The organism is Aquimarina spinulae (assembly GCF_943373825.1).
Taxonomy (GTDB): Bacteria; Bacteroidota; Bacteroidia; order Flavobacteriales; family Flavobacteriaceae; genus Aquimarina; species Aquimarina spinulae.
This window is the reverse complement of sequence record NZ_CALSBP010000001.1, coordinates 1,172,055-1,192,946: the sequence shown is the minus strand read 5'-3', so window position 1 is coordinate 1,192,946 and position 20,892 is coordinate 1,172,055. Positions and strand designations below refer to the sequence as shown.

The 20,892-nt window shown below is 41.5% G+C and carries 11 protein-coding genes and 1 tRNA gene; 11 read left to right on the top strand and 1 reads right to left on the bottom strand.

All coding sequences use genetic code 11. The features are described from left to right. Positions 1 to 71 precede the first annotated feature (71 nt). A tRNA-Gly gene (locus tag NNH57_RS05165) sits at positions 72 to 144 on the bottom strand. 673 nt (positions 145 to 817) lie between these two features. Between NNH57_RS05165 and NNH57_RS05160 the strand changes: the two genes are divergently transcribed. The 11 genes from NNH57_RS05160 to NNH57_RS05110 all read left to right on the top strand — a co-directional run bounded on the left by NNH57_RS05160 (position 818) and on the right by NNH57_RS05110 (position 20,862). Continuing rightward, on the top strand, positions 818 to 6,835 hold the full coding sequence (locus NNH57_RS05160; protein ID WP_254504114.1) for a hypothetical protein: 6,018 nt from the start codon (positions 818 to 820) through the stop codon (positions 6,833 to 6,835). Between the two features lie 242 nt (positions 6,836 to 7,077). Further along, entirely contained in the window at positions 7,078 to 7,389 is a 312-nt protein-coding gene (locus NNH57_RS05155; RefSeq protein ID WP_254504120.1) for a hypothetical protein, read from the top strand. Between the two features lie 82 nt (positions 7,390 to 7,471). Then, positions 7,472 to 8,134 carry a hypothetical protein gene (locus NNH57_RS05150; protein ID WP_234423396.1) on the top strand — a complete coding sequence of 221 codons (663 nt, stop codon included), beginning with the start codon at positions 7,472 to 7,474 and terminating at the stop codon, positions 8,132 to 8,134. Between the two features lie 21 nt (positions 8,135 to 8,155). After that, a complete protein-coding gene (locus NNH57_RS05145; protein ID WP_082994907.1) occupies positions 8,156 to 10,297 on the top strand; it encodes a DUF7933 domain-containing protein in 2,142 nt (713 codons plus the stop codon). 313 nt (positions 10,298 to 10,610) lie between these two features. Continuing rightward, positions 10,611 to 14,243, top strand: coding sequence for a beta strand repeat-containing protein (locus tag NNH57_RS05140; protein WP_108808388.1), 3,633 nt, complete (start codon positions 10,611 to 10,613; stop codon positions 14,241 to 14,243). A gap of 468 nt (positions 14,244 to 14,711) precedes the next feature. Further along, positions 14,712 to 15,857, top strand: a complete 1,146-nt coding sequence (locus NNH57_RS05135) for a gliding motility-associated C-terminal domain-containing protein (RefSeq protein ID WP_108808387.1) — start codon at positions 14,712 to 14,714, stop codon at positions 15,855 to 15,857. Positions 15,858 to 16,037: 180 nt separating this feature from the next. Further along, positions 16,038 to 17,582, top strand: coding sequence for a hypothetical protein (locus NNH57_RS05130; RefSeq protein ID WP_108808386.1), 1,545 nt, complete (start codon positions 16,038 to 16,040; stop codon positions 17,580 to 17,582). 356 nt (positions 17,583 to 17,938) lie between these two features. Beyond that, on the top strand, positions 17,939 to 18,487 hold the full coding sequence (locus tag NNH57_RS05125; RefSeq protein WP_024772780.1) for a ClpP family protease: 549 nt from the start codon (positions 17,939 to 17,941) through the stop codon (positions 18,485 to 18,487). A 40-nt stretch (positions 18,488 to 18,527) separates the two neighbouring features. Next, positions 18,528 to 19,253 carry a M15 family metallopeptidase gene (locus tag NNH57_RS05120; RefSeq protein ID WP_108808385.1) on the top strand — a complete coding sequence of 242 codons (726 nt, stop codon included), beginning with the start codon at positions 18,528 to 18,530 and terminating at the stop codon, positions 19,251 to 19,253. 196 nt (positions 19,254 to 19,449) lie between these two features. Further along, on the top strand, positions 19,450 to 19,926 hold the full coding sequence (locus tag NNH57_RS05115; RefSeq protein ID WP_074408368.1) for a CAP domain-containing protein: 477 nt from the start codon (positions 19,450 to 19,452) through the stop codon (positions 19,924 to 19,926). A gap of 165 nt (positions 19,927 to 20,091) precedes the next feature. After that, positions 20,092 to 20,862: a M48 family metalloprotease gene (locus NNH57_RS05110; protein WP_074408369.1), complete on the top strand. Its 771-nt coding sequence runs from the start codon at positions 20,092 to 20,094 to the stop codon at positions 20,860 to 20,862. Positions 20,863 to 20,892: the final 30 nt, after the last annotated feature.

The following is a 20,892-nucleotide window of genomic DNA, read 5'->3' as shown; positions in this document are numbered from 1 at the left end:
AAAATATAAAATTCTTGAAAACTATATTTTAAATAAAAAAGGTTTCACCATTAGTAATGATGAAACCTTAGAGCGGGAGACCAGGTTCGAACTGGCGACATTCAGCTTGGAAGGCTGACGCTCTACCAACTGAGCTACTCCCGCCTTTCGCGGCGACAAATGTATTAGATTTCTTCTAAACTAAAAAACAAATAAATATTTTTTTATGATAATTTCGCGTTAAAATTTAACAAAAGCTGGTCGGAAATATTTTTTTATGTGTATTTTGGCGATAAAAATTGTTTTTTGTCGAAAAAATCATATATTTGCTTAATTGATAACAATTTAAGGAATTATCAATTTATATTTATGCCAAAAAAGAATAATTACTGTTTTAACCATATATTAATTATGGTTAAACCGTAATTTATTTGAGTTTTAATTATAAATAAAACGTAAAATATGAAGATAAAATTACCCCTCATAATCTTATTTTTATCTTTAGCAACTGCTCAGGCTCAGGTCAAAGTTGGTGATAACCCCAATCAAATAGACTCTTTTTCTATTTTAGAATTGGAAAGTACTAATAGGACATTCGTTCTCTCTAGAGTTACAACAACTCAAATGAATGCAATGACTCCATTAAATGGAGCACTAGTTTATAATACAACTGTCAATTGCGTCTTTCAATATAACAACAATAGCTGGTCAAGTCTATGTACCGGCAATGATGATCAACAATTATCTTTTAATCCTACGACAAACATTTTAAGTTTGGAAGATGGAGGAACTGTTGATTTATCTTCTCTAATATCAGCAGGCCCTATAGGACCAACAGGTGCAACTGGAGCACAAGGAACAACGGGTGCCACTGGAGCGACCGGAGCGCAAGGACCTACAGGTGCAACTGGAGCACAAGGAACAACGGGTACCACTGGAGCAACTGGAGCGCAAGGACCTACAGGTGCTACTGGAGCAACCGGAGCACAAGGAACAACCGGAGCAACCGGAGCAACCGGAGCAACCGGAGCACAAGGAACAACAGGTGCAACTGGTGCACAAGGACCTACAGGTAACACTGGAGCAACCGGAGCGCAAGGAACAACGGGTGCCACTGGAGCGACCGGAGCGCAAGGACCTACAGGTGCAACTGGAGCACAAGGAACAACGGGTGCAACTGGAGCAACCGGAGCGCAAGGAACAACAGGTGCTACTGGTGCACAAGGACCTACAGGTGCCACTGGAGCACAAGGAACAACAGGTGCAACCGGAGCACAAGGAACAACAGGTCCCACTGGAGCAACAGGAGCACAAGGAACAACAGGTGCCACTGGAGCAACCGGTGCACAAGGACCTACGGGTGCCACTGGAGCAACTGGAGCACAAGGAACAACAGGTGCTACTGGAGCAACCGGAGCACAAGGAACAACAGGTGCGACCGGAGCAACCGGAGCGCAAGGAACAACAGGTGCTACTGGAGCACAAGGACCTACGGGTGCCACTGGAGCACAAGGAACAACAGGTGCGACCGGAGCACAAGGACCTACTGGTGCTACTGGAGCACAAGGACCTACTGGTGCGACTGGAGCACAAGGAACAACAGGTGCGACCGGAGCAACCGGAGCACAAGGACCTACAGGTGCCACTGGAGCACAAGGAACAACAGGTGCCACTGGAGCAACCGGAGCGCAAGGACCTACAGGTGCCACTGGAGCACAAGGAACAACAGGTGCAACTGGAGCACAAGGACCTACAGGTGCTACTGGAGCAACCGGAGCACAAGGAACAACAGGTGCTACTGGAGCAACGGGTGCACAAGGAACAACGGGTGCCACTGGAGCACAAGGACCTACAGGTGCTACTGGAGCAACCGGAGCACAAGGAACAACAGGTCCCACTGGAGCAACAGGAGCACAAGGAACAACAGGTGCCACTGGAGCAACCGGTGCGCAAGGAACAACAGGAGCTACTGGAGCAACCGGAGCACAAGGAACAACAGGTGCGACTGGAGCAACTGGTGCACAAGGAACAACGGGTGCCACTGGAGCAACCGGAGCACAAGGAACAACAGGAGCCACTGGAGCAACTGGTGCACAAGGAACAACGGGTGCTACTGGAGCAACAGGAGCGCAAGGAACAACAGGTGCTACTGGAGCAACCGGAGCACAAGGAACAACAGGTGCTACTGGAGCAACCGGTGCGCAAGGAACAACTGGAGCACAAGGAACAACAGGTGCCACTGGAGCAACTGGAGCACAAGGAACTACAGGTGCTACTGGAGCAACCGGAGCACAAGGAACAACAGGTGCCACTGGAGCAACCGGAGCACAAGGAACAACAGGTGCCACTGGAGCAACTGGAGCGCAAGGAACAACAGGTGCCACTGGAGCACAAGGACCTACAGGTGCTACTGGAGCAACCGGAGCACAAGGAACAACAGGTGCTACTGGAGCAACGGGTGCACAAGGAACAACGGGTGCCACTGGAGCAACCGGAGCACAAGGAACAACAGGTGCTACTGGAGCAACAGGAGCACAAGGAACAACGGGTGCTACTGGAGCAACCGGAGCGCAAGGAACAACGGGTGCTACTGGAGCAACAGGAGCGCAAGGAACAACGGGTGCCACTGGAGCAACCGGAGCGCAAGGAACAACAGGTGCTACTGGAGCAACCGGAGCGCAAGGAACAACAGGAGCTACTGGAGCAACAGGAGCACAAGGAACAACAGGAGCTACTGGAGCAACCGGAGCACAAGGAACAACAGGTGCCACTGGAGCAACCGGAGCACAAGGAACAACAGGTAACACTGGAGCAACGGGAGCGCAAGGAACAACAGGTGCCACTGGAGCAACCGGAGCACAAGGAACAACAGGTGCTACTGGAGCAACGGGTGCGCAAGGAACAACGGGTGCCACTGGAGCAACCGGAGCACAAGGAACAACAGGTGCCACTGGAGCAACTGGAGCGCAAGGAACAACAGGTGCCACTGGAGCACAAGGACCTACAGGTGCTACTGGAGCAACCGGAGCACAAGGAACAACAGGTGCTACTGGAGCAACAGGAGCACAAGGAACAACAGGTGCCACTGGAGCAACCGGAGCACAAGGAACAACAGGAGCCACTGGAGCAACTGGTGCACAAGGAACAACGGGTGCGACTGGAGCAACCGGAGCACAAGGAACAACAGGTGCGACTGGAGCAACAGGAGCGCAAGGAACAACAGGTGCGACTGGAGCAACCGGAGCACAAGGAACTACAGGTGCTACTGGAGCAACTGGAGCGCAAGGAACAACAGGTGCCACTGGAGCACAAGGACCTACAGGTGCTACTGGAGCAACCGGAGCACAAGGAACAACAGGTGCTACTGGAGCAACAGGAGCACAAGGAACAACAGGTGCCACTGGAGCAACCGGAGCACAAGGAACAACAGGAGCCACTGGAGCAACTGGTGCACAAGGAACAACGGGTGCGACTGGAGCAACCGGAGCACAAGGAACAACAGGTGCGACTGGAGCAACAGGAGCGCAAGGAACAACAGGTGCGACTGGAGCAACCGGAGCACAAGGAACTACAGGTGCGACTGGAGCAACCGGAGCACAAGGAACAACAGGTGCCACTGGAGCACAAGGACCTACAGGTGCTACTGGAGCAACCGGAGCACAAGGAACAACAGGTGCTACTGGAGCAACGGGTGCACAAGGAACAACGGGTGCCACTGGAGCAACCGGAGCACAAGGAACAACAGGTGCGACTGGAGCAACAGGAGCACAAGGAACAACAGGAGCAACTGGTGCACAAGGAACAACGGGTGCCACTGGAGCAACCGGAGCACAAGGAACAACAGGTGCTACTGGAGCAACAGGAGCGCAAGGAACAACAGGTGCTACTGGAGCAACTGGTGCGCAAGGAACAACAGGTGCTACTGGAGCAACTGGTGCGCAAGGAACAACAGGTGCCACTGGAGCAACAGGTGCCACTGGAGCAACCGGAGCACAAGGAACTACAGGTGCCACTGGAGCAACAGGAGCACAAGGAACAACAGGTGCCACTGGAGCAACTGGAGCACAAGGAACTACAGGTGCTACTGGAGCAACCGGAGCACAAGGAACAACAGGTGCTACTGGAGCAACCGGAGCACAAGGAACAACGGGTGCCACTGGAGCAACCGGAGCACAAGGAACAACAGGTGCTACTGGAGCAACCGGAGCACAAGGAACAACAGGAGCAACTGGAGCAACTGGTGCACAAGGAACAACGGGTGCCACTGGAGCAACCGGAGCACAAGGAACAACGGGTGCCACTGGAGCAACCGGAGCACAAGGAACAACAGGTGCAACTGGAGCAACCGGAGCACAAGGAACAACAGGTGCTACTGGAGCAACAGGAGCGCAAGGAACAACAGGTGCGACTGGAGCAACCGGAGCACAAGGAACAACAGGTGCTACAGGAGCACAAGGAACAACAGGTGCTACTGGAGCAACCGGAGCGCAAGGAACAACAGGTGCGACTGGAGCAACCGGAGCACAAGGAACAACAGGTGCCACTGGAGCAACTGGAGCGCAAGGAACAACAGGTGCCACTGGAGCAACCGGAGCACAAGGAACAACAGGTGCTACTGGAGCAACGGGTGCACAAGGAACAACGGGTGCCACTGGAGCAACTGGAGCAACTGGAGCACAAGGAACAACAGGTGCCACTGGAGCAACTGGAGCAACCGGAGCACAAGGAACAACAGGTGCCACTGGAGCAACCGGTGCGCAAGGACCTACAGGTAACACTGGAGCAACCGGAGCACAAGGAACAACAGGTGCCACTGGAGCAACCGGAGCACAAGGAACTACAGGTGCTACTGGAGCAACCGGAGCGCAAGGAACAACGGGTGCCACTGGAGCAACCGGAGCACAAGGAACAACGGGTGCTACTGGAGCAACAGGTGCACAAGGAACTACAGGTGCGACTGGAGCAACTGGAGCGCAAGGAACAACAGGTGCGACTGGAGCAACCGGAGCACAAGGAACAACAGGAGCAACTGGAGCAACCGGAGCACAAGGAACAACGGGTGCAACTGGAGCAACCGGAGCGCAAGGAACAACGGGTGCCACTGGAGCAACCGGAGCACAAGGAACAACGGGTGCTACTGGAGCAACAGGTGCACAAGGAACTACAGGTGCGACTGGAGCAACTGGAGCGCAAGGAACAACAGGTGCGACTGGAGCAACCGGAGCACAAGGAACAACAGGAGCAACTGGAGCAACCGGAGCACAAGGAACAACGGGTGCAACTGGAGCAACCGGAGCACAAGGAACAACAGGTGCTACTGGAGCAACAGGAGCACAAGGAACAACAGGTGCCACTGGAGCAACCGGTGCGCAAGGAACAACAGGTGCCACTGGAGCAACTGGTGCGCAAGGAACAACGGGTGCCACTGGAGCAACTGGTGCGCAAGGAACAACGGGTGCCACTGGAGCAACTGGTGCGCAAGGAACAACGGGTGCCACTGGAGCAACTGGAGCGCAAGGAACAACAGGTGCCACTGGAGCACAAGGACCTACAGGTGCTACTGGAGCAACCGGAGCACAAGGAACAACAGGTGCAACTGGAGCAACGGGTGCACAAGGAACAACGGGTGCCACTGGAGCAACCGGAGCACAAGGAACAACAGGTGCTACTGGAGCAACAGGAGCGCAAGGAACAACAGGTGCTACTGGAGCAACTGGTGCGCAAGGAACAACAGGTGCTACTGGAGCAACTGGTGCGCAAGGAACAACAGGTGCCACTGGAGCAACAGGTGCCACTGGAGCAACCGGAGCACAAGGAACTACAGGTGCCACTGGAGCAACAGGAGCACAAGGAACAACAGGTGCCACTGGAGCAACTGGAGCACAAGGAACTACAGGTGCTACTGGAGCAACCGGAGCACAAGGAACAACAGGTGCCACTGGAGCAACGGGTGCTACTGGAGCAACCGGAGCACAAGGAACAACGGGTGCCACTGGAGCAACAGGAGCACAAGGAACAACAGGTGCTACTGGAGCAACCGGAGCACAAGGAACAACAGGTGCTACTGGAGCAACTGGTGCGCAAGGAACAACAGGTGCAACTGGAGCAACAGGAGCGCAAGGAACAACAGGTGCCACTGGAGCAACAGGAGCACAAGGAACTACAGGTGCTACTGGAGCAACTGGAGCGCAAGGAACAACAGGTGCCACTGGAGCAACCGGAGCGCAAGGAACTACAGGTGCTACTGGAGCAACTGGAGCGCAAGGAACAACGGGTGCCACTGGAGCAACAGGAGCGCAAGGAACAACGGGTGCCACTGGAGCAACAGGAGCGCAAGGAACTACAGGTGCCACTGGAGCAACCGGAGCGCAAGGAACTACAGGTGCCACTGGAGCAACCGGAGCGCAAGGAACAACGGGTGCCACCGGAGCAACGGGTGCGCAAGGAACAACAGGTGCCACTGGAGCAACCGGAGCAACCGGAGCACAAGGAACAACAGGTGCTACTGGAGCAACCGGTGCGCAAGGAACAACAGGTGCAACTGGAGCAACTGGTGCGCAAGGAACAACAGGTGCCACCGGAGCAACCGGAGCGCAAGGAACAACGGGAGCCACTGGAGCACAAGGAACAACAGGTGCTACTGGAGCAACCGGTGCGCAAGGAACAACAGGTGCAACCGGAGCAACCGGAGCACAAGGAACAACAGGTGCCACTGGAGCAACTGGTGCACAAGGAACAACGGGTGCCACTGGAGCAACAGGAGCGCAAGGACCTACAGGTAATACCGGACCTACGGGAGTTCAAGGGCCAACAGGTGCCACTGGAGCAATCGGAGCACAAGGACCTACAGGTGTAACTGGAGCACAAGGACCGACAGGTGCCACTGGAGCAACTGGTGCACAAGGACCAACTGGAGATCCAGCAACAAATATTGTAACCAATTTAACTCAGAATACGGGAACAGGAGTTATAACTTATACTAACGAAAATACTCCTACTGCCGATGTACAAACAGCTAATGTAGTAAGTACGAATACAAACAATCAAATTACGGTTGGAACCGATGGTGGTGCATTCTTTATCAGTCCTGTAAAAGCGATGGGGAAAGTCGCAGGTAATGGTACCGCTGCTAAAATATTGAATGCAACCGTTTCTAGAATAAATGAAGGTGATTATCAAATAACATTTACAACTGCAATGCCAGACGATGACTATATCATTCAATTAGCAATTGTGGATTGTGGAGGTGACTGCCCTGGTAATACCGGAGCAAACTATGATGATCCTGGTATCACATATTATAGTCAAACTACAACTGGATTTAGAGTAAATATAGGAGACAGCGATAATGGAACTAATCAAAAAGATGATATAGATTTAGAATTCATGTTTACTGTACTTGATTTTTAACTTAATTACTTTACTCATCTTTTAAGCAACTAAATTAGATATCTAAAAAATTAAGGTAAGAAAAAGCGTAATACTATTTAAAATGAAAAAAATACTCCTAATAGCTTTGTCATTTATGTTGTCTACTGGCATGTTTGCACAGATTGGTACAGGTGATGCTAGTGCATTAATGGGCTTACCTGCCGCTACTGATTTAGCTGAAATAAATGCAATTATTGGTCCTAGTATCGGTTCTGTAGTTTTTAATTTAGATGATCAGGAAATTTATCGATTTACTAATACAGGATGGCAAAGAAGTACTGATGATCAATTAGATTCTGAAGTAAATCTGGCAACTCCTATTGATGTTGATGAAAGCGGGTCGGCAGCTATTACCAACGAAACAACAGTTCAGGGAGTAATACAAGCCATTGCCCCTATTACTTCTAAAGCAGCAAGGATTTTTTATCCACCATCTATTGCGGTGGATGCTTCTTCGGTAGGTGCCAAACCACCTATTGATCTATATCAGGAATACATTGACCAGTTCGGATCGCCTGTAGCATCAAGTGATGCTGCCAACGCCCCTACTATCCCTACATACGCAAGAAATGAATTATATTACTATGTAACCTTTGCTGATCAAAGTGTTTTCGGAAATCCGACAACAATATCGATAGATGGTAATGGAAACATGAGCTATAGTATTGTTAATACTCCTGCAGATTATAATGCATTAATTAATGTAGTATTTGTTGTTAAATAAATTAATATCATCAAAGCCTTAATGAAAAAACATCTACATATCAGATTACTTATCATACTTTGTATGTTAGTATTTGGTAGTTCTGTTTCTCATGCTCAGGCACTGATAGAAATTGAGGTTAATTGGGCAGCATGGTCATCTGAAAACAGAGTTACTTTTAGAAATCCTTCGAATACTACAATAGCTCCTACTATCTGTAATCCTGGTGATTGTTTTACAGGTTTTTCCAATACTGCTTATAACAACATCGGTACTCCGCAAGCTTATGCCAGTGTTCCATATGGAACCGGGTACACATTACTACTAGAAGATACTTTTGGTGATGGCTGGAATGGATTTGGTAGCTATGTACGAGTCTACCAAGATGGAGTTTTAATTCTAGAGTCATTCCCTAATTTTTTTACAAATACTACACTTACATTCGATATCATCCAACCAATACCTGAAATATCTATAAATGATGTTTCGGTTGATGAAAACGCAGGGACAGCAACATTTACAGTTACACATACAGGAATAGATACTGCAAGTGGTTTTACTGTTGATTTTACAACTGCTAATAACTCTGCTACCGCTGGAGCAGATTACACAACAACTAGTGGAACTTTGTCGTTTTCGGGAACTATTGGTGATACAGAAAGTATAACTGTCCCAATATTGGATGACATTAGCACAGAAGGGGACGAAACTTATTTCATTAATTTTTCTAATGTAAGTGATATTTCAGTTGATATTACAGATCAGGGAATTGGTACTATTGTGGATATTGAAATTGAAAACCCAAGACCATATGAAGAACGCTTTGCAATTAATGTAAGAGGTAATTTTGACATGATTGGTAATACAAATCTTATCTGTGTTGCTAATTGTCCTGGAACTCCTACTACCAATAACCCTCCAGTTGTAATGGGCTATGCCAGTGTTGATGGTACTACTATAAATTCGAGTAGTGCAAATTTCACGCTACCAGCAGGAGCTACAGTTACATGGGCTGGGCTTTATTGGGGAGGTACGTATAACTCTACTTTTGTAGGAATTACAAATCCAAATCCAGCACTAAATCTTCAACAAGTACAATTTAGAGAACCTGGCACAGCTGTTTACACAACAGTAGATGCTAATATTACCAATATAGAGACTACCTCATTTGTAGGATGGAATGTATTTATGTCACATGCTGATGTTACTTCAATTGTTCAGAATTCTGGATCAGGAACATATACAGTTGCCGACATACCTTTGACAACTGGAAGTGCTTTTACTGGTCCATTTGGTGGATGGACTATGGTAATCATATATGAAGATCCTGCCGACATAACACGTAGTGTAAGTATATGGGATGGTTTTGACTTTTTCGGGTTTGGAGCCAATGATGCTTTTACAGTCACTGGTTTACTAACCCCATCTATAGGTGCTTTTGATACTGATGCCGGGTATTTTGGTTTTGATGGTGAAGCAAATCAAACAGGGGATTTCGTATCAATAAATGGAACAGCACTTTCTAACGCCTTAAACCCTGCTAACAATACATTGAATAGTACAATCTCTAAATTTGGAGTAGATATTGGAGGAAGAAATCCCAATTTAAATTTTAACTGGGGAATGGATATTGATATTTTTGATGCCACAGGTTTGGTTCCTAACAATGCAACAACTTTGAATGTTGGGCTCGGAAGCGCCACTGAAGGTATTTGGGGAGGAGTTTTTGCTGTTTCAACAGAAGTTGCTTTTCCTGCAGTAGCAAGTAAAAACTTTTCACCTGATGTTATTGGTTTTAGTGAGGAATCTACGGTTACAATTGTTTTGAACAATCCTTCTACCGGAGTAGATCTTACCAATTTATCATTAACAGATAATTTACCATCTGGGATGACAATTTCAAACTCCCCGAGTGCTACTTCTTCCTGTGGAGGAACAATTAGTGCTATATCTGGATCAAGTATTTTTTCTATTTCAGGAGTAAGTTTACCTGCAGGAAATTCCTGTACTTTTACATTTGATGTAATGGGAACCGAGATAGGATCTTTCGATAATACCGTATCATCTGCTGATATTTCAAATGATCAAAATATTCCTTTAGCCGGTACAACTACTGGAACACTTGATGTAATTGTAAAGACAGTAATAACCAATAGGAGAATTACATATCGAATAAATAACTAATATCCTAAAAATGAGATAATATATATTTTAAAGATTTTGTGTTTTTGTAATATAATTTATTAAGCATAAAATGAATAGATAAAAAATTATAGTATAATTATATTTACCCCTTATTACTATGAAAACAAACACTTCCCTAACTAAACTAACTTGTCTAATGTGCATATTATATTTATTTTCAATTCAAGGTGAGTACCAGTGCTACTTTACGAACTATTAATCTAAACTTTCGTTGGTCACAACAAATCTACAGCTATAATTATTAATTAATATAGTATTTGTTATTATACAACTATATACCACTGACTCCTTAATGAAAAAACATCTACATATCAGATTTATTATCATATTTTGTACGCTAGTATTTGGTAATTTTATTTCTTACTCTCAGGCACTGATAGAAATTGAAGTTAATTGGGTAGCATGGTCATCTGAAAACAGAGTTACTTTTAGAGATCCTTCGAATACGACAATAGCCCCTACAATTTGTAATCCTGGAGATTGTTTTACAGGTTTTTCAAATACTGCTTATAACAACATCGGTACCCCACAAGCTTATGCCAGTGTTCCATATGGAAATGGGTACACGTTACTATTAGAAGATACTTTTGGTGATGGGTGGAATGGGTTTGGTAGCTATGTACGAGTCTACCAAGATGGAGTATTAATTCTAGAGTCGTTTCCAAATTTTTTCACAAATACAACGCTTACATTTAATGTCGTTCAACCACCAGCAGAGCTAAGTATTACTGATATTTTTGTTAATGAAAATGCAGGAACAGCAACTTTTCAAGTTACGCAAATCGGGGCAACTACTGGTCCTTTTTCTGTAGATTATACTACCACTGATAATACTGCAATTGCAGGGTTGGATTATACCACTACTTCATCTACCCTTAATTTCTCTGGTACTACGGGAGAAATTATTAATGTGGTTGTTCCTATTATAGATAATTCTTATGCAGAAGCTAATGAAACTTTTAATCTCATACTTTCTAATCCCAGTGACCCAACTGTTATTTTAGATAATGCCATAGCAACTATCATTGACGATCCTGGTGACACTCCGATACAGGTAAATGCACCTTTAACACTTTTTGATGAATTTAATGGGTATTATGACTATGCCGTTACCGGAGATTCGTTTAGAAATAGCACGGTTAATGAATGTAGTATAATTGGTGCTACCACCGGAACAACATTAACTACTGCTATACCTGTTGGCGCGACTATCGAAAAAGCCTATCTTTTCTGGGCTCATTCTTCGGCTTCGCCAGATGAATCGGTAACTTTTGAAGGACAAACTGTAAACGCAGATATTATTAGAAGTTCTACTTTTGGAGGTGCAAGTCTATACGGAATGACGAGTGATGTTACTACACTAATACAAGGTATACCTAACCTTTCTGCAAATACATTTGATTTTTCTAATCTTACTATTGATAATGGAGAGCCTTATTGCTCTAGCACAGTAGTATTAGGAGGCTGGAGTTTAATGGTATTTTATACGGCTCCTAGCCTACCGGCTGTAAGTATTAATTTATATAATGGTTTTGATGGTCAGCAAAATAATAGTAACAGTTACAATCTAACTGGTTTTTTTGCCATAGGAGCTACGGGTTCTAAAACTACTATACTTTCCTGGGAAGGTGATCAGGGATTAGCAAATAATGAATCTCTCACCGTAACTACAGGTTCGGGTACATTTACATTATCGGGAGATGGAGGACAAACTGGAGGAAATCCGTTTAACTCTACAGTGTATGACAACACTGTTGGTCCGGTTGTTAATAGAACAACTCTGGGACTTGACTTAGATACTTATGATATCTCTGCTTTTATAGGCCCTGGTGAATCTACCGTAACGACTAATGTAGGAGTGGGTCAGGATTTTGTGATCTCTAATGCGGTATTACTAAAAGTCCCAAGTAACCTTATTATAGGTACTGTTTTTGAAGATGTAAATTATGGTGGCGGAAACGGAAGAGATCAAGCAACTTCATCGGGAGCACCAATAGTGGGAGCTACTGTAGAGCTCTATAATAACACCGGAACATTTGTTGAATCTACTACTACCGATACCAATGGGCAATATTCTATTGGAGGTATGCAAAATGGGACTTATAGTCTACGAGTGGTTAACAGTACGGTTAGATCTACCAGAGGTGGTGGGGCTGCTTGTACTACCTGCTACCCTATCCAAACCTATAGAAGAAATTATGCTGCATCTGTCTTTACAGATGTTACTACAGAAATAGGTGGTGCTGCACCATCACAACAGGATGTAGCGGCAGGTACTTTAGCAGGTGCTCAAAGTATATCCTCAATAACTATACTTAGTGAAGGAGTTGTAGGTATGGATTTTGGCTTTAACTTCAATACGGTAGTAAATACTAATGAAAGCGGTCAAGGATCATTGGAGCAGTTTATTGTAAATTCTAATAATTTAGATGAAACAGGATTAGATATTGAAGCTAATAGCCTATTTAATCCTGCTGCCGGAGAAGACACATCTGTATTTATGATCCCTCCTACTGGTGATGCATTAGGTAGAGCTGCGGATATAAATTTTGCTAATGGATATTTCGACATTACTATTAGCAATGGTAGTAACCTTACAACCATTACAGATACCAATACAAATATAGACGGTAGAACACAAACGGCGTATTCTAATACCAATACCGGTACTATTGGAAGTGGAGGAAGTACCGTAGGAGTATCAGGAAACACATTACCTAATTATGATCTTCCTGAGATTCAAGTGCACAGAAACAATGGAGATGTACTTCGTGTACAAGGAAATAATACAGTAATAAGAGGTCTTTCAATTTATGCAGGAAGTAATTCTGGAATTATATTAGAATCGGGTTCTTCTACAGTAGATGGAAATCTTATTGGAGTAAATGCAGACGGTCTATCATCTGGAAACATTGATTATGGAATTGAAATAACAGGAGGAACTTCGACTATCTCCAACAATTATATTGCATCAAATACAGATACAGGACTTTTTGTTAACGGAGGAACTTCGACCACTATACAATACAATGATATTGAAGCTAATGGTACTAATGGATGTGCTGATGGTATTGCTCTGGTAAGTGGCTCTGGAGTTACAATTCAATATAACTTGATCAATAATACCGCTGCAATTGGAATAGAAGGATGGAATTACCCTGGTGGTGTACTAATAAATGAAAATACAATCACGAACTCAGGTCAAAATGGAGGAATATGCTCGGGAGTTACCGAAAATAGCGGGGTACGTTTGTATGGGAATAACTCTTCAATTACATCAAATATCATTGCAAATAATGGAGGCGCAGGTGTCGTAATAACCGGAGGTAATACTTCTGGAAATTTAATTTCTCAAAACTCGATATACAACAATGGTACGTCTAGCCCAGCTCTCGGTATTGATATAGATCAAGCAACTACTGGTAATCCCGTAGGTGATGGAGTTACTATAAACGATACAAACGATAGTGATACCGGACCAAATGGAAGCCTTAATTTTCCTATATTCGAATCTATCGTAATTACGGGAAATAGATTAAGAGTAAGTGGTTGGAGCAGGCCTGGTGCTACATTAGAATTTTTTGTTACAGATATCTCTCAAGGAACAGCTAGTACTGGTGATAATCAATTGGGATTAACCCAAGATTATGGTGAGGGACAAGTATATCTTGGTTCTGCAGTAGAAGGAAGTGGTTCGGATCAGGCTTCGGGGACTTCATCATACTCAGATACCGATGGAAATGCAGATACCACAAATCGTTTCTCCTTTGAAATTACATTAGCTTCACCTTATCCCGCAGGAACATTGATAACCGCAACTGCAACATTATCAAATAGCACATCCGAGTTTTCTAACACCTTTCCTATAGGAGCTAAAACTGTGATAACTAATAGAAGAATTACATATAGAGTAAAACCTAATTAGCAAATTATAAAAATAGAATAAACTAAGTCAAAGATATTTACTCTATAATTGGTTTATTTTAAAATTCAATCTTAATCATTAAATAAGAACCTGATTATTAACTATTTAAATATAAATTTCTTACATAATAACTTAAACACCTTAAAAGAAAAAAATCAAATTTATTATCAATTATTAAAGTAAAACATTGAAAAATTATGATGAATAACAGTATCTCATTTACATTTATTCAATAAAACCCCTATATCAATCTATTTATTTTCTTATGTTTGCTTTGTCAAAATGTTTATTTTTTATGAATATGTAACTTTTCAACAAAACCATACCTTTAATCGAGCCTAAAATGCATTTCACCGATAAATATTTGCATTTTGTCGTGAAAAAGTAGTGTAATTTGCTGAAAAAGAATATATTTGCCATAACATATTTACTGTTAAACCGTAAAAACAGTATTACCCCAATATAACTATGGATAGAATATTTTTTATTGTCGTATGCCTTCTGGCCCAAGTTACTATAGCTCAACAAGCTTTTCATAACTACGGGAATATTCAAATTCACGATCAAGGTGAAGTTGGTTTCCACACTGATTTAATTAACGATGGTACGTTTGACCAAAATTTAGGTCTTGCAGGGTTTTACAATCCTACAGGTAGCCTTAATGTATCTGGTGATAATCGCCCTATTTTTCATAATATGGAAATTGATGTTGAAGACGATTTGCTGTTGGATGTTGCTGTTGGTGTAACAAACTTTCAGGAATTTATAACCGGAAGAGTACAAACTCCCAGAGATAGACGTAATGTTTCTTTAGATTATATAAATGACGCTCCTTATTTAGGTGAAAATGATGATCGATATGTAGATGGATATTCTTCTATTACCGGGGTATTAGATTTTACTTTCCCTATTGGAGATGATTTTAGACTACGTCCTATGCGTATCGAAAATCAGGCAGCGGTTAATACAGCACGAGGTGCGTATTTCTTTGAAAACCCAAACTCTCCTAATTTTTTCTCTACCAGCTTTAATACTGATAATTTTAGTAATGTATTATTTGGTGTTAGCTCTTTTGAATTTTGGGATCTTGACGGAGATGTAGAAACCAGAGTAACTCTTACCTGGGATGACAATAGTAATATACCTACTCTTGTTGATGAGTTAGAAGATCTTAGAGTTGTAGGATGGGATAGAAATTTACAACAGTGGGTAAGTTTAGGGAACTTTGCTGCCTCTGGTGATTTAAATAGTGGAGAAATCACTTCAGAATTAATGATCCCTGATAACTATGTTGTTCTTACGTTTGGTTCTTCTGATATCATATTAGACGGCGATCTGGAAATATTTACAGCAGTTTCTCCTAATGGTGATGGAGTTAATGATACTTTTATCATCCAGGGAATCGAGCAATTTTCAAATAACGAACTAACCATTTTTAATAGATGGGGAGTTGAAGTATACCGTAAAAAAGGATATGACAATTCATGGGGAGGTTACTCTGAAGGTAGAGCTACTATTGCTAAAGATGAACAATTACCAGTAGGTACATATTATTATATCTTGAAAATTGAAGGTCAGAAAGATCGTGCAGGATATCTGTATATCAATGTATAAGATTACATTTCACCAAAAACCATAATTTTGGCTCATTAATACACTATCATTTCTGTCAAATAAGAAAAGACTTATTCTAAAAAATGTAAATTCACGATACTCATAAAATAATAAATAGTTAACTTCAGATTACGTAAAGTCATTTTTTTAGTGACGTTACTAATTAAAAATTAGTATTAAATGAAGAAAACATTACTTATTATCCTGATAATTCTACCTGGAATTATTTTTTCTCAGATCGATGAATTCTCTGTTATGGGTCTTCCGACCGCTGCTACAAATGTAGAGATGAATGGCGTAACTGCCGCCACTACAGGATCAATTCTATATAATCTGGAAGAAAGTAAAATATTTGTTTTTGATGGCACAAATTGGGTAGCTACTACTAATGACAATTGGTTGGTAGATGGTAATACGGGCTTGCCCACCACATCCTTTTTAGGTCACATTGATGATGTGAAAATGGAAATCCGATCCAATAACTTACCATTATTGCAATTTGGAAGAAGACAAACCTTAGGACTAACACAAGCCATTCCTGATTACACAGATAATGATCAACCCTTGGTATATATCAACGGAGATGGTACTACATCGGCACTTCAGTTTGCAGCTGCAGGTGCCTCTCTTTATAAACCAATGTTCTTTACGACAACAAATGGTAGTTTTAGATTAAAAGGAAGTACCGGAGGAACCGACCTATTCGAAATAGGGTCAGCAGGACCTGCAAATGATGGAAAATTAGAATTTATCATTGGTGATGATGGTGATGAACAAATGGTATTTAAACGATACGATTATAGACGTGGTCAGTTTCATCGAGAGTTTTTCAGAGTACAAGGAAGTAATAATACTGCTGATGCTACCACAAGATTTGGTATTAATATAAACCCGCAAGAAGTTGCTGTAGACACTGGCTATGATGACCCTTCCTCTGGATTCAATATTGCAAACTCCACTTTACAACTCGAAGGCTCCTTTTCAACTTCGATAACCAGTACTACCGGAAATCTAACCTTAACCGAAAATCATCATACTATTCATATCACGGGAGTACATAACATAACACTACCAAATGCCAATACTTGTGAGGGTAGAATTTACATCCTGAAAAATAGCACCAATGCCAACAGAACTATTAGCACCTATCGTGATCTTACTAATTCGAATCAAACCACTATCGGAAGTGAATCTGTGTTATGGATAAAAAGTGACGGTACCAATTGGCAGCAAATTAGTAATAATTCATCTGGCTTATCCACAGTGACAGTTGATCAATCCTTTGTTTGGGCAGGACAAGTAAATGATAATGACATACATAGCAACGGAACCCTACAGGTAAATCAAGTTAGATCTGATACTGGGTGGAGTTTTGCTAATCCCAGTACAATAAGTTACACAGGAAGCCCTGATCATGTAAGAATAGATCTAATGGCTGTTGCCAATAATACAGGTAATCATTGGGCTCATCCACATATAAGAGTGTTTAGAAATGGGGCTCAAATAGGTGAAGGTAGTGGCCTTCATATGGATGATAGTGGTACCTATTCTGGTAGAACTACTACTGTTATTAGTATGGTCGATCAAAACCCAGGAACAAACCCGATCTATACTTTTACTACATTAGAGGATGATAACCGTACAATGAACAACGCTACGACTCCTAGTCTTTCTCCGGTTTCTTTAGTTGCCATTCAAAAAGTAACAGTCTCCCAATCTAACTAGAAATACTTTTGTCGTAAAAAAGCGGATGTAACAATTTTGGGGAAATTATAGGTCTTTAAATTCTAAAAGCTATACTAAATATCTAATTTTTCTTCATCAAAAAATTGTTTTTTCATAAAAACATGATCAAATGTTAACTTGACACTCTTCTTTTAAAGATGCATATTTTAATTTTTTGTGAAATGCCAAATTGATATGATGCTTTTCTGCAAAAATAATTATACATTTATCTCAACGGACATAAACAATCCTTGAAAATAAAAAACAGACCAACTTATACCACCGTTTTAATTGACAATTATAAGAATACTTAGAACTGCTACAAATCAATATAAAAAGAATAAAAAATTATAACGATGAAAGAAAAATCAGGAAAAACACAAGATCTGATCGATAAAAAATTTCTAGAGGAACGTAGTGTATTTCTTTGGGGACAGGTAGATGACAAGTCGGCTAAACATGTAATCGACAGACTTATGTACCTAGATATGGTAAGTAACAAAGAAATCAAACTATATATTAATAGTCCCGGAGGATATGTTACATCTGGATTTGCAATGTATGATACTATAAAAAGTTTAAAAAGCCCGGTTTCTACTATTTGCACAGGATTAGCTGCTTCTATGGGGTCAATTCTTCTAAGTGTTGGTGAAAAAGGCCGAAGATTTATACAACCTCATGCAAAAGTGATGATTCATCAACCAAGTGGTGGTGCCAGAGGACAAGCTTCTAACATAGAAATCCAGGCTGCAGAAATTCTTAAGACCAAAGAACTTAGTGCTCAAATACTTGCTGATAACTGCGGACAAGATGTTGAGAAAGTATTGAAGGACTTTAATCGTGATTATTGGATGGATGCTGAAGAATCATTAGAGTACGGAATTATAGACGGAATTCTGGAATAATACATCCGGAAATGATATAAATTGTAATCCGATTATACCTATGGTAAGAAGAGATTTTATTGGTATTAGTACCCTGGGAATGATTGGGGTTTTATCATCATCATTTTCTATGCTTCGATCAGAATTCTCTAAAGATGATCTTATGGGAAAAAGTAATCCATTACTTTTTGGTGATGGATATAAGCTTCGAAAAGATGCTTATGAAGCTTTTCTTAAAATGAAGACTGAAGCATCAAAAAGTGGATTCAAAATAAAAGTTGTTTCCAGCTATAGAAACTATGCGCACCAAAATCGAATCTGGGAACGTAAATACAAAAAGTTTATAAAAGAAGGGTTATCCCCTATTAAAGCAATACAAAAAATTATAGAATATTCTACTATTCCTGGTACCTCAAGACATCATTGGGGTACCGATTTAGATATTGTAGATGGTAATGCTCCACAACCCAAAGGATTACTTCTTGCCAAGAATTTTGAAGGTGATGGCCCGTTTTGCAAGTTTAAAGAATGGATGGATAAACATGCGAACTCTTTTGGTTTCTACCTTGTATATACGGATAAAGAAAACAGAAAAGGTTTTAAATATGAACCCTGGCACTATTCGTATGCCCCACTTTCTATTCCTATGTTAAAATCATATCAAAAACTAGATATTGCCGAAGAGTTAAAAAAGGCAAATTTGCTTGGTAGTAACTTTTTCTCAGAAGATTTTATCACACAATATATTGCAGAGAACATATCAGATATTAATCCCGAATTACTGTAGTTTCATAGAACTCATATTAATTTCATACTCCCTATAAAAATATCTCTTTATATTCAAAATTACCTTTTATTATTCTGCAGCAATGCTATCAGCATAAAAAAATCTTCTTTTTCGATTGAATCAAAAAATCAAAATAAGTTCTATATACTAAAATTGTACTATTTTAGTTATTTATTAAAATAAAGACCCCATACTAATGAAAACTTCTTTAATTAAATACTTTTGTGTTTTTGCACTTTTATGCACTGCTTTTTCTTGTTCTAAGGATGACGACGATAATACCATTACAGAAACTCCAAGTGAAGTTTCGATTACAGACGAAATACTAAAATTGGTAAATGAATATCGACAAACTAAGGGACTAGAGGCATTGGCAAAAAATACAACTGCCGAGCAATTAGCTGCTGATCATACACGGTATATGATTTCTAAAGGTGCTATTAACCATGATAATTTCGATACTAAATTCGATACTTTACGAGAAAAGGAAAATGCCACAGGGATGGCAGAAAATGTAGCTAGTTTTTACCCTGATGCCCAAAGTGTTGTAGACGGATGGATTAATAGCGAAGGGCATCGAAAAAATATTGAGGGTAATTATACTCATACTGGTATTGCTGCAATAAAAGATGCAAGTGGCAGATACTACTATACACAAATTTTTTACCGCTAAACTCTGCAAACTCAACTATGCAAGGTTAGCACTAATCTTGTTTCTTAAAATTAAGAAACGGTACCTCTAGTAGTTGCTTACTAAAAAGTGTTTTTTACATTTTATTAGTAAGCAACTTTTATATTTATTAACTTTAAGCTTTTTGATATTAAAATTTAATTTATAATGAGACGCGGTGGCTTAAAAATCAGAATATTAATAGGCTTAGCAATTATTGCCTTTGCATTTTTTAAAAAATGTAATAATAAAACGCTAAACCCATATACCGATAGGGTACAAAATATTAATATGACAAGTGATCAGGAAATTGCTATTGGATTACAAAGTGCTCCTGAAATGGCCCAACAACATGGAGGATTATACCCTGATCAAAAATTACAAAGCTATATCGATATGGTTGGGAACAAATTAGTCAATTCGAGTATGGCAAAACAAACTCCTTACAAATATGAATTTCATTTGTTAGCCGATCCCAATACCATTAATGCTTTTGCATTACCAGGAGGGCAAATATTTATAACCTATGCTTTATTATCCAAATTACAAAATGAAGACCAGGTTGCTGGTGTATTGGGTCATGAAATTGGTCACGTATTAGGACGACATTCTGCAGAAAGAATAGCAGAACATGAATTCTGGAAAACGATATCTACCGGGGCATCAGTTGGTGCAGATGCTGGAGGGCTTGTAAATGGTATTGGGCAAAATGTTTTATTAAAAAATGGCCGTGGTGATGAATTGGAAAGTGATAAGCTAGGCGTTTTGTTTATGATCAATTCGGGTTATAATCCTGAAGAAATGATTGGCGTAATGAAAATTCTAAAAGCTGCTGCCGGGCCTAACCGTGTTCCCGAATTTCAAAGTTCCCACCCTGATCCTGAAAATCGTATAGAAAAAATCAAAGAGGCAATACGAGAATATAGTAGTGTACAATAAAAAAACCATTGCCTGTTCATATCAACAAGC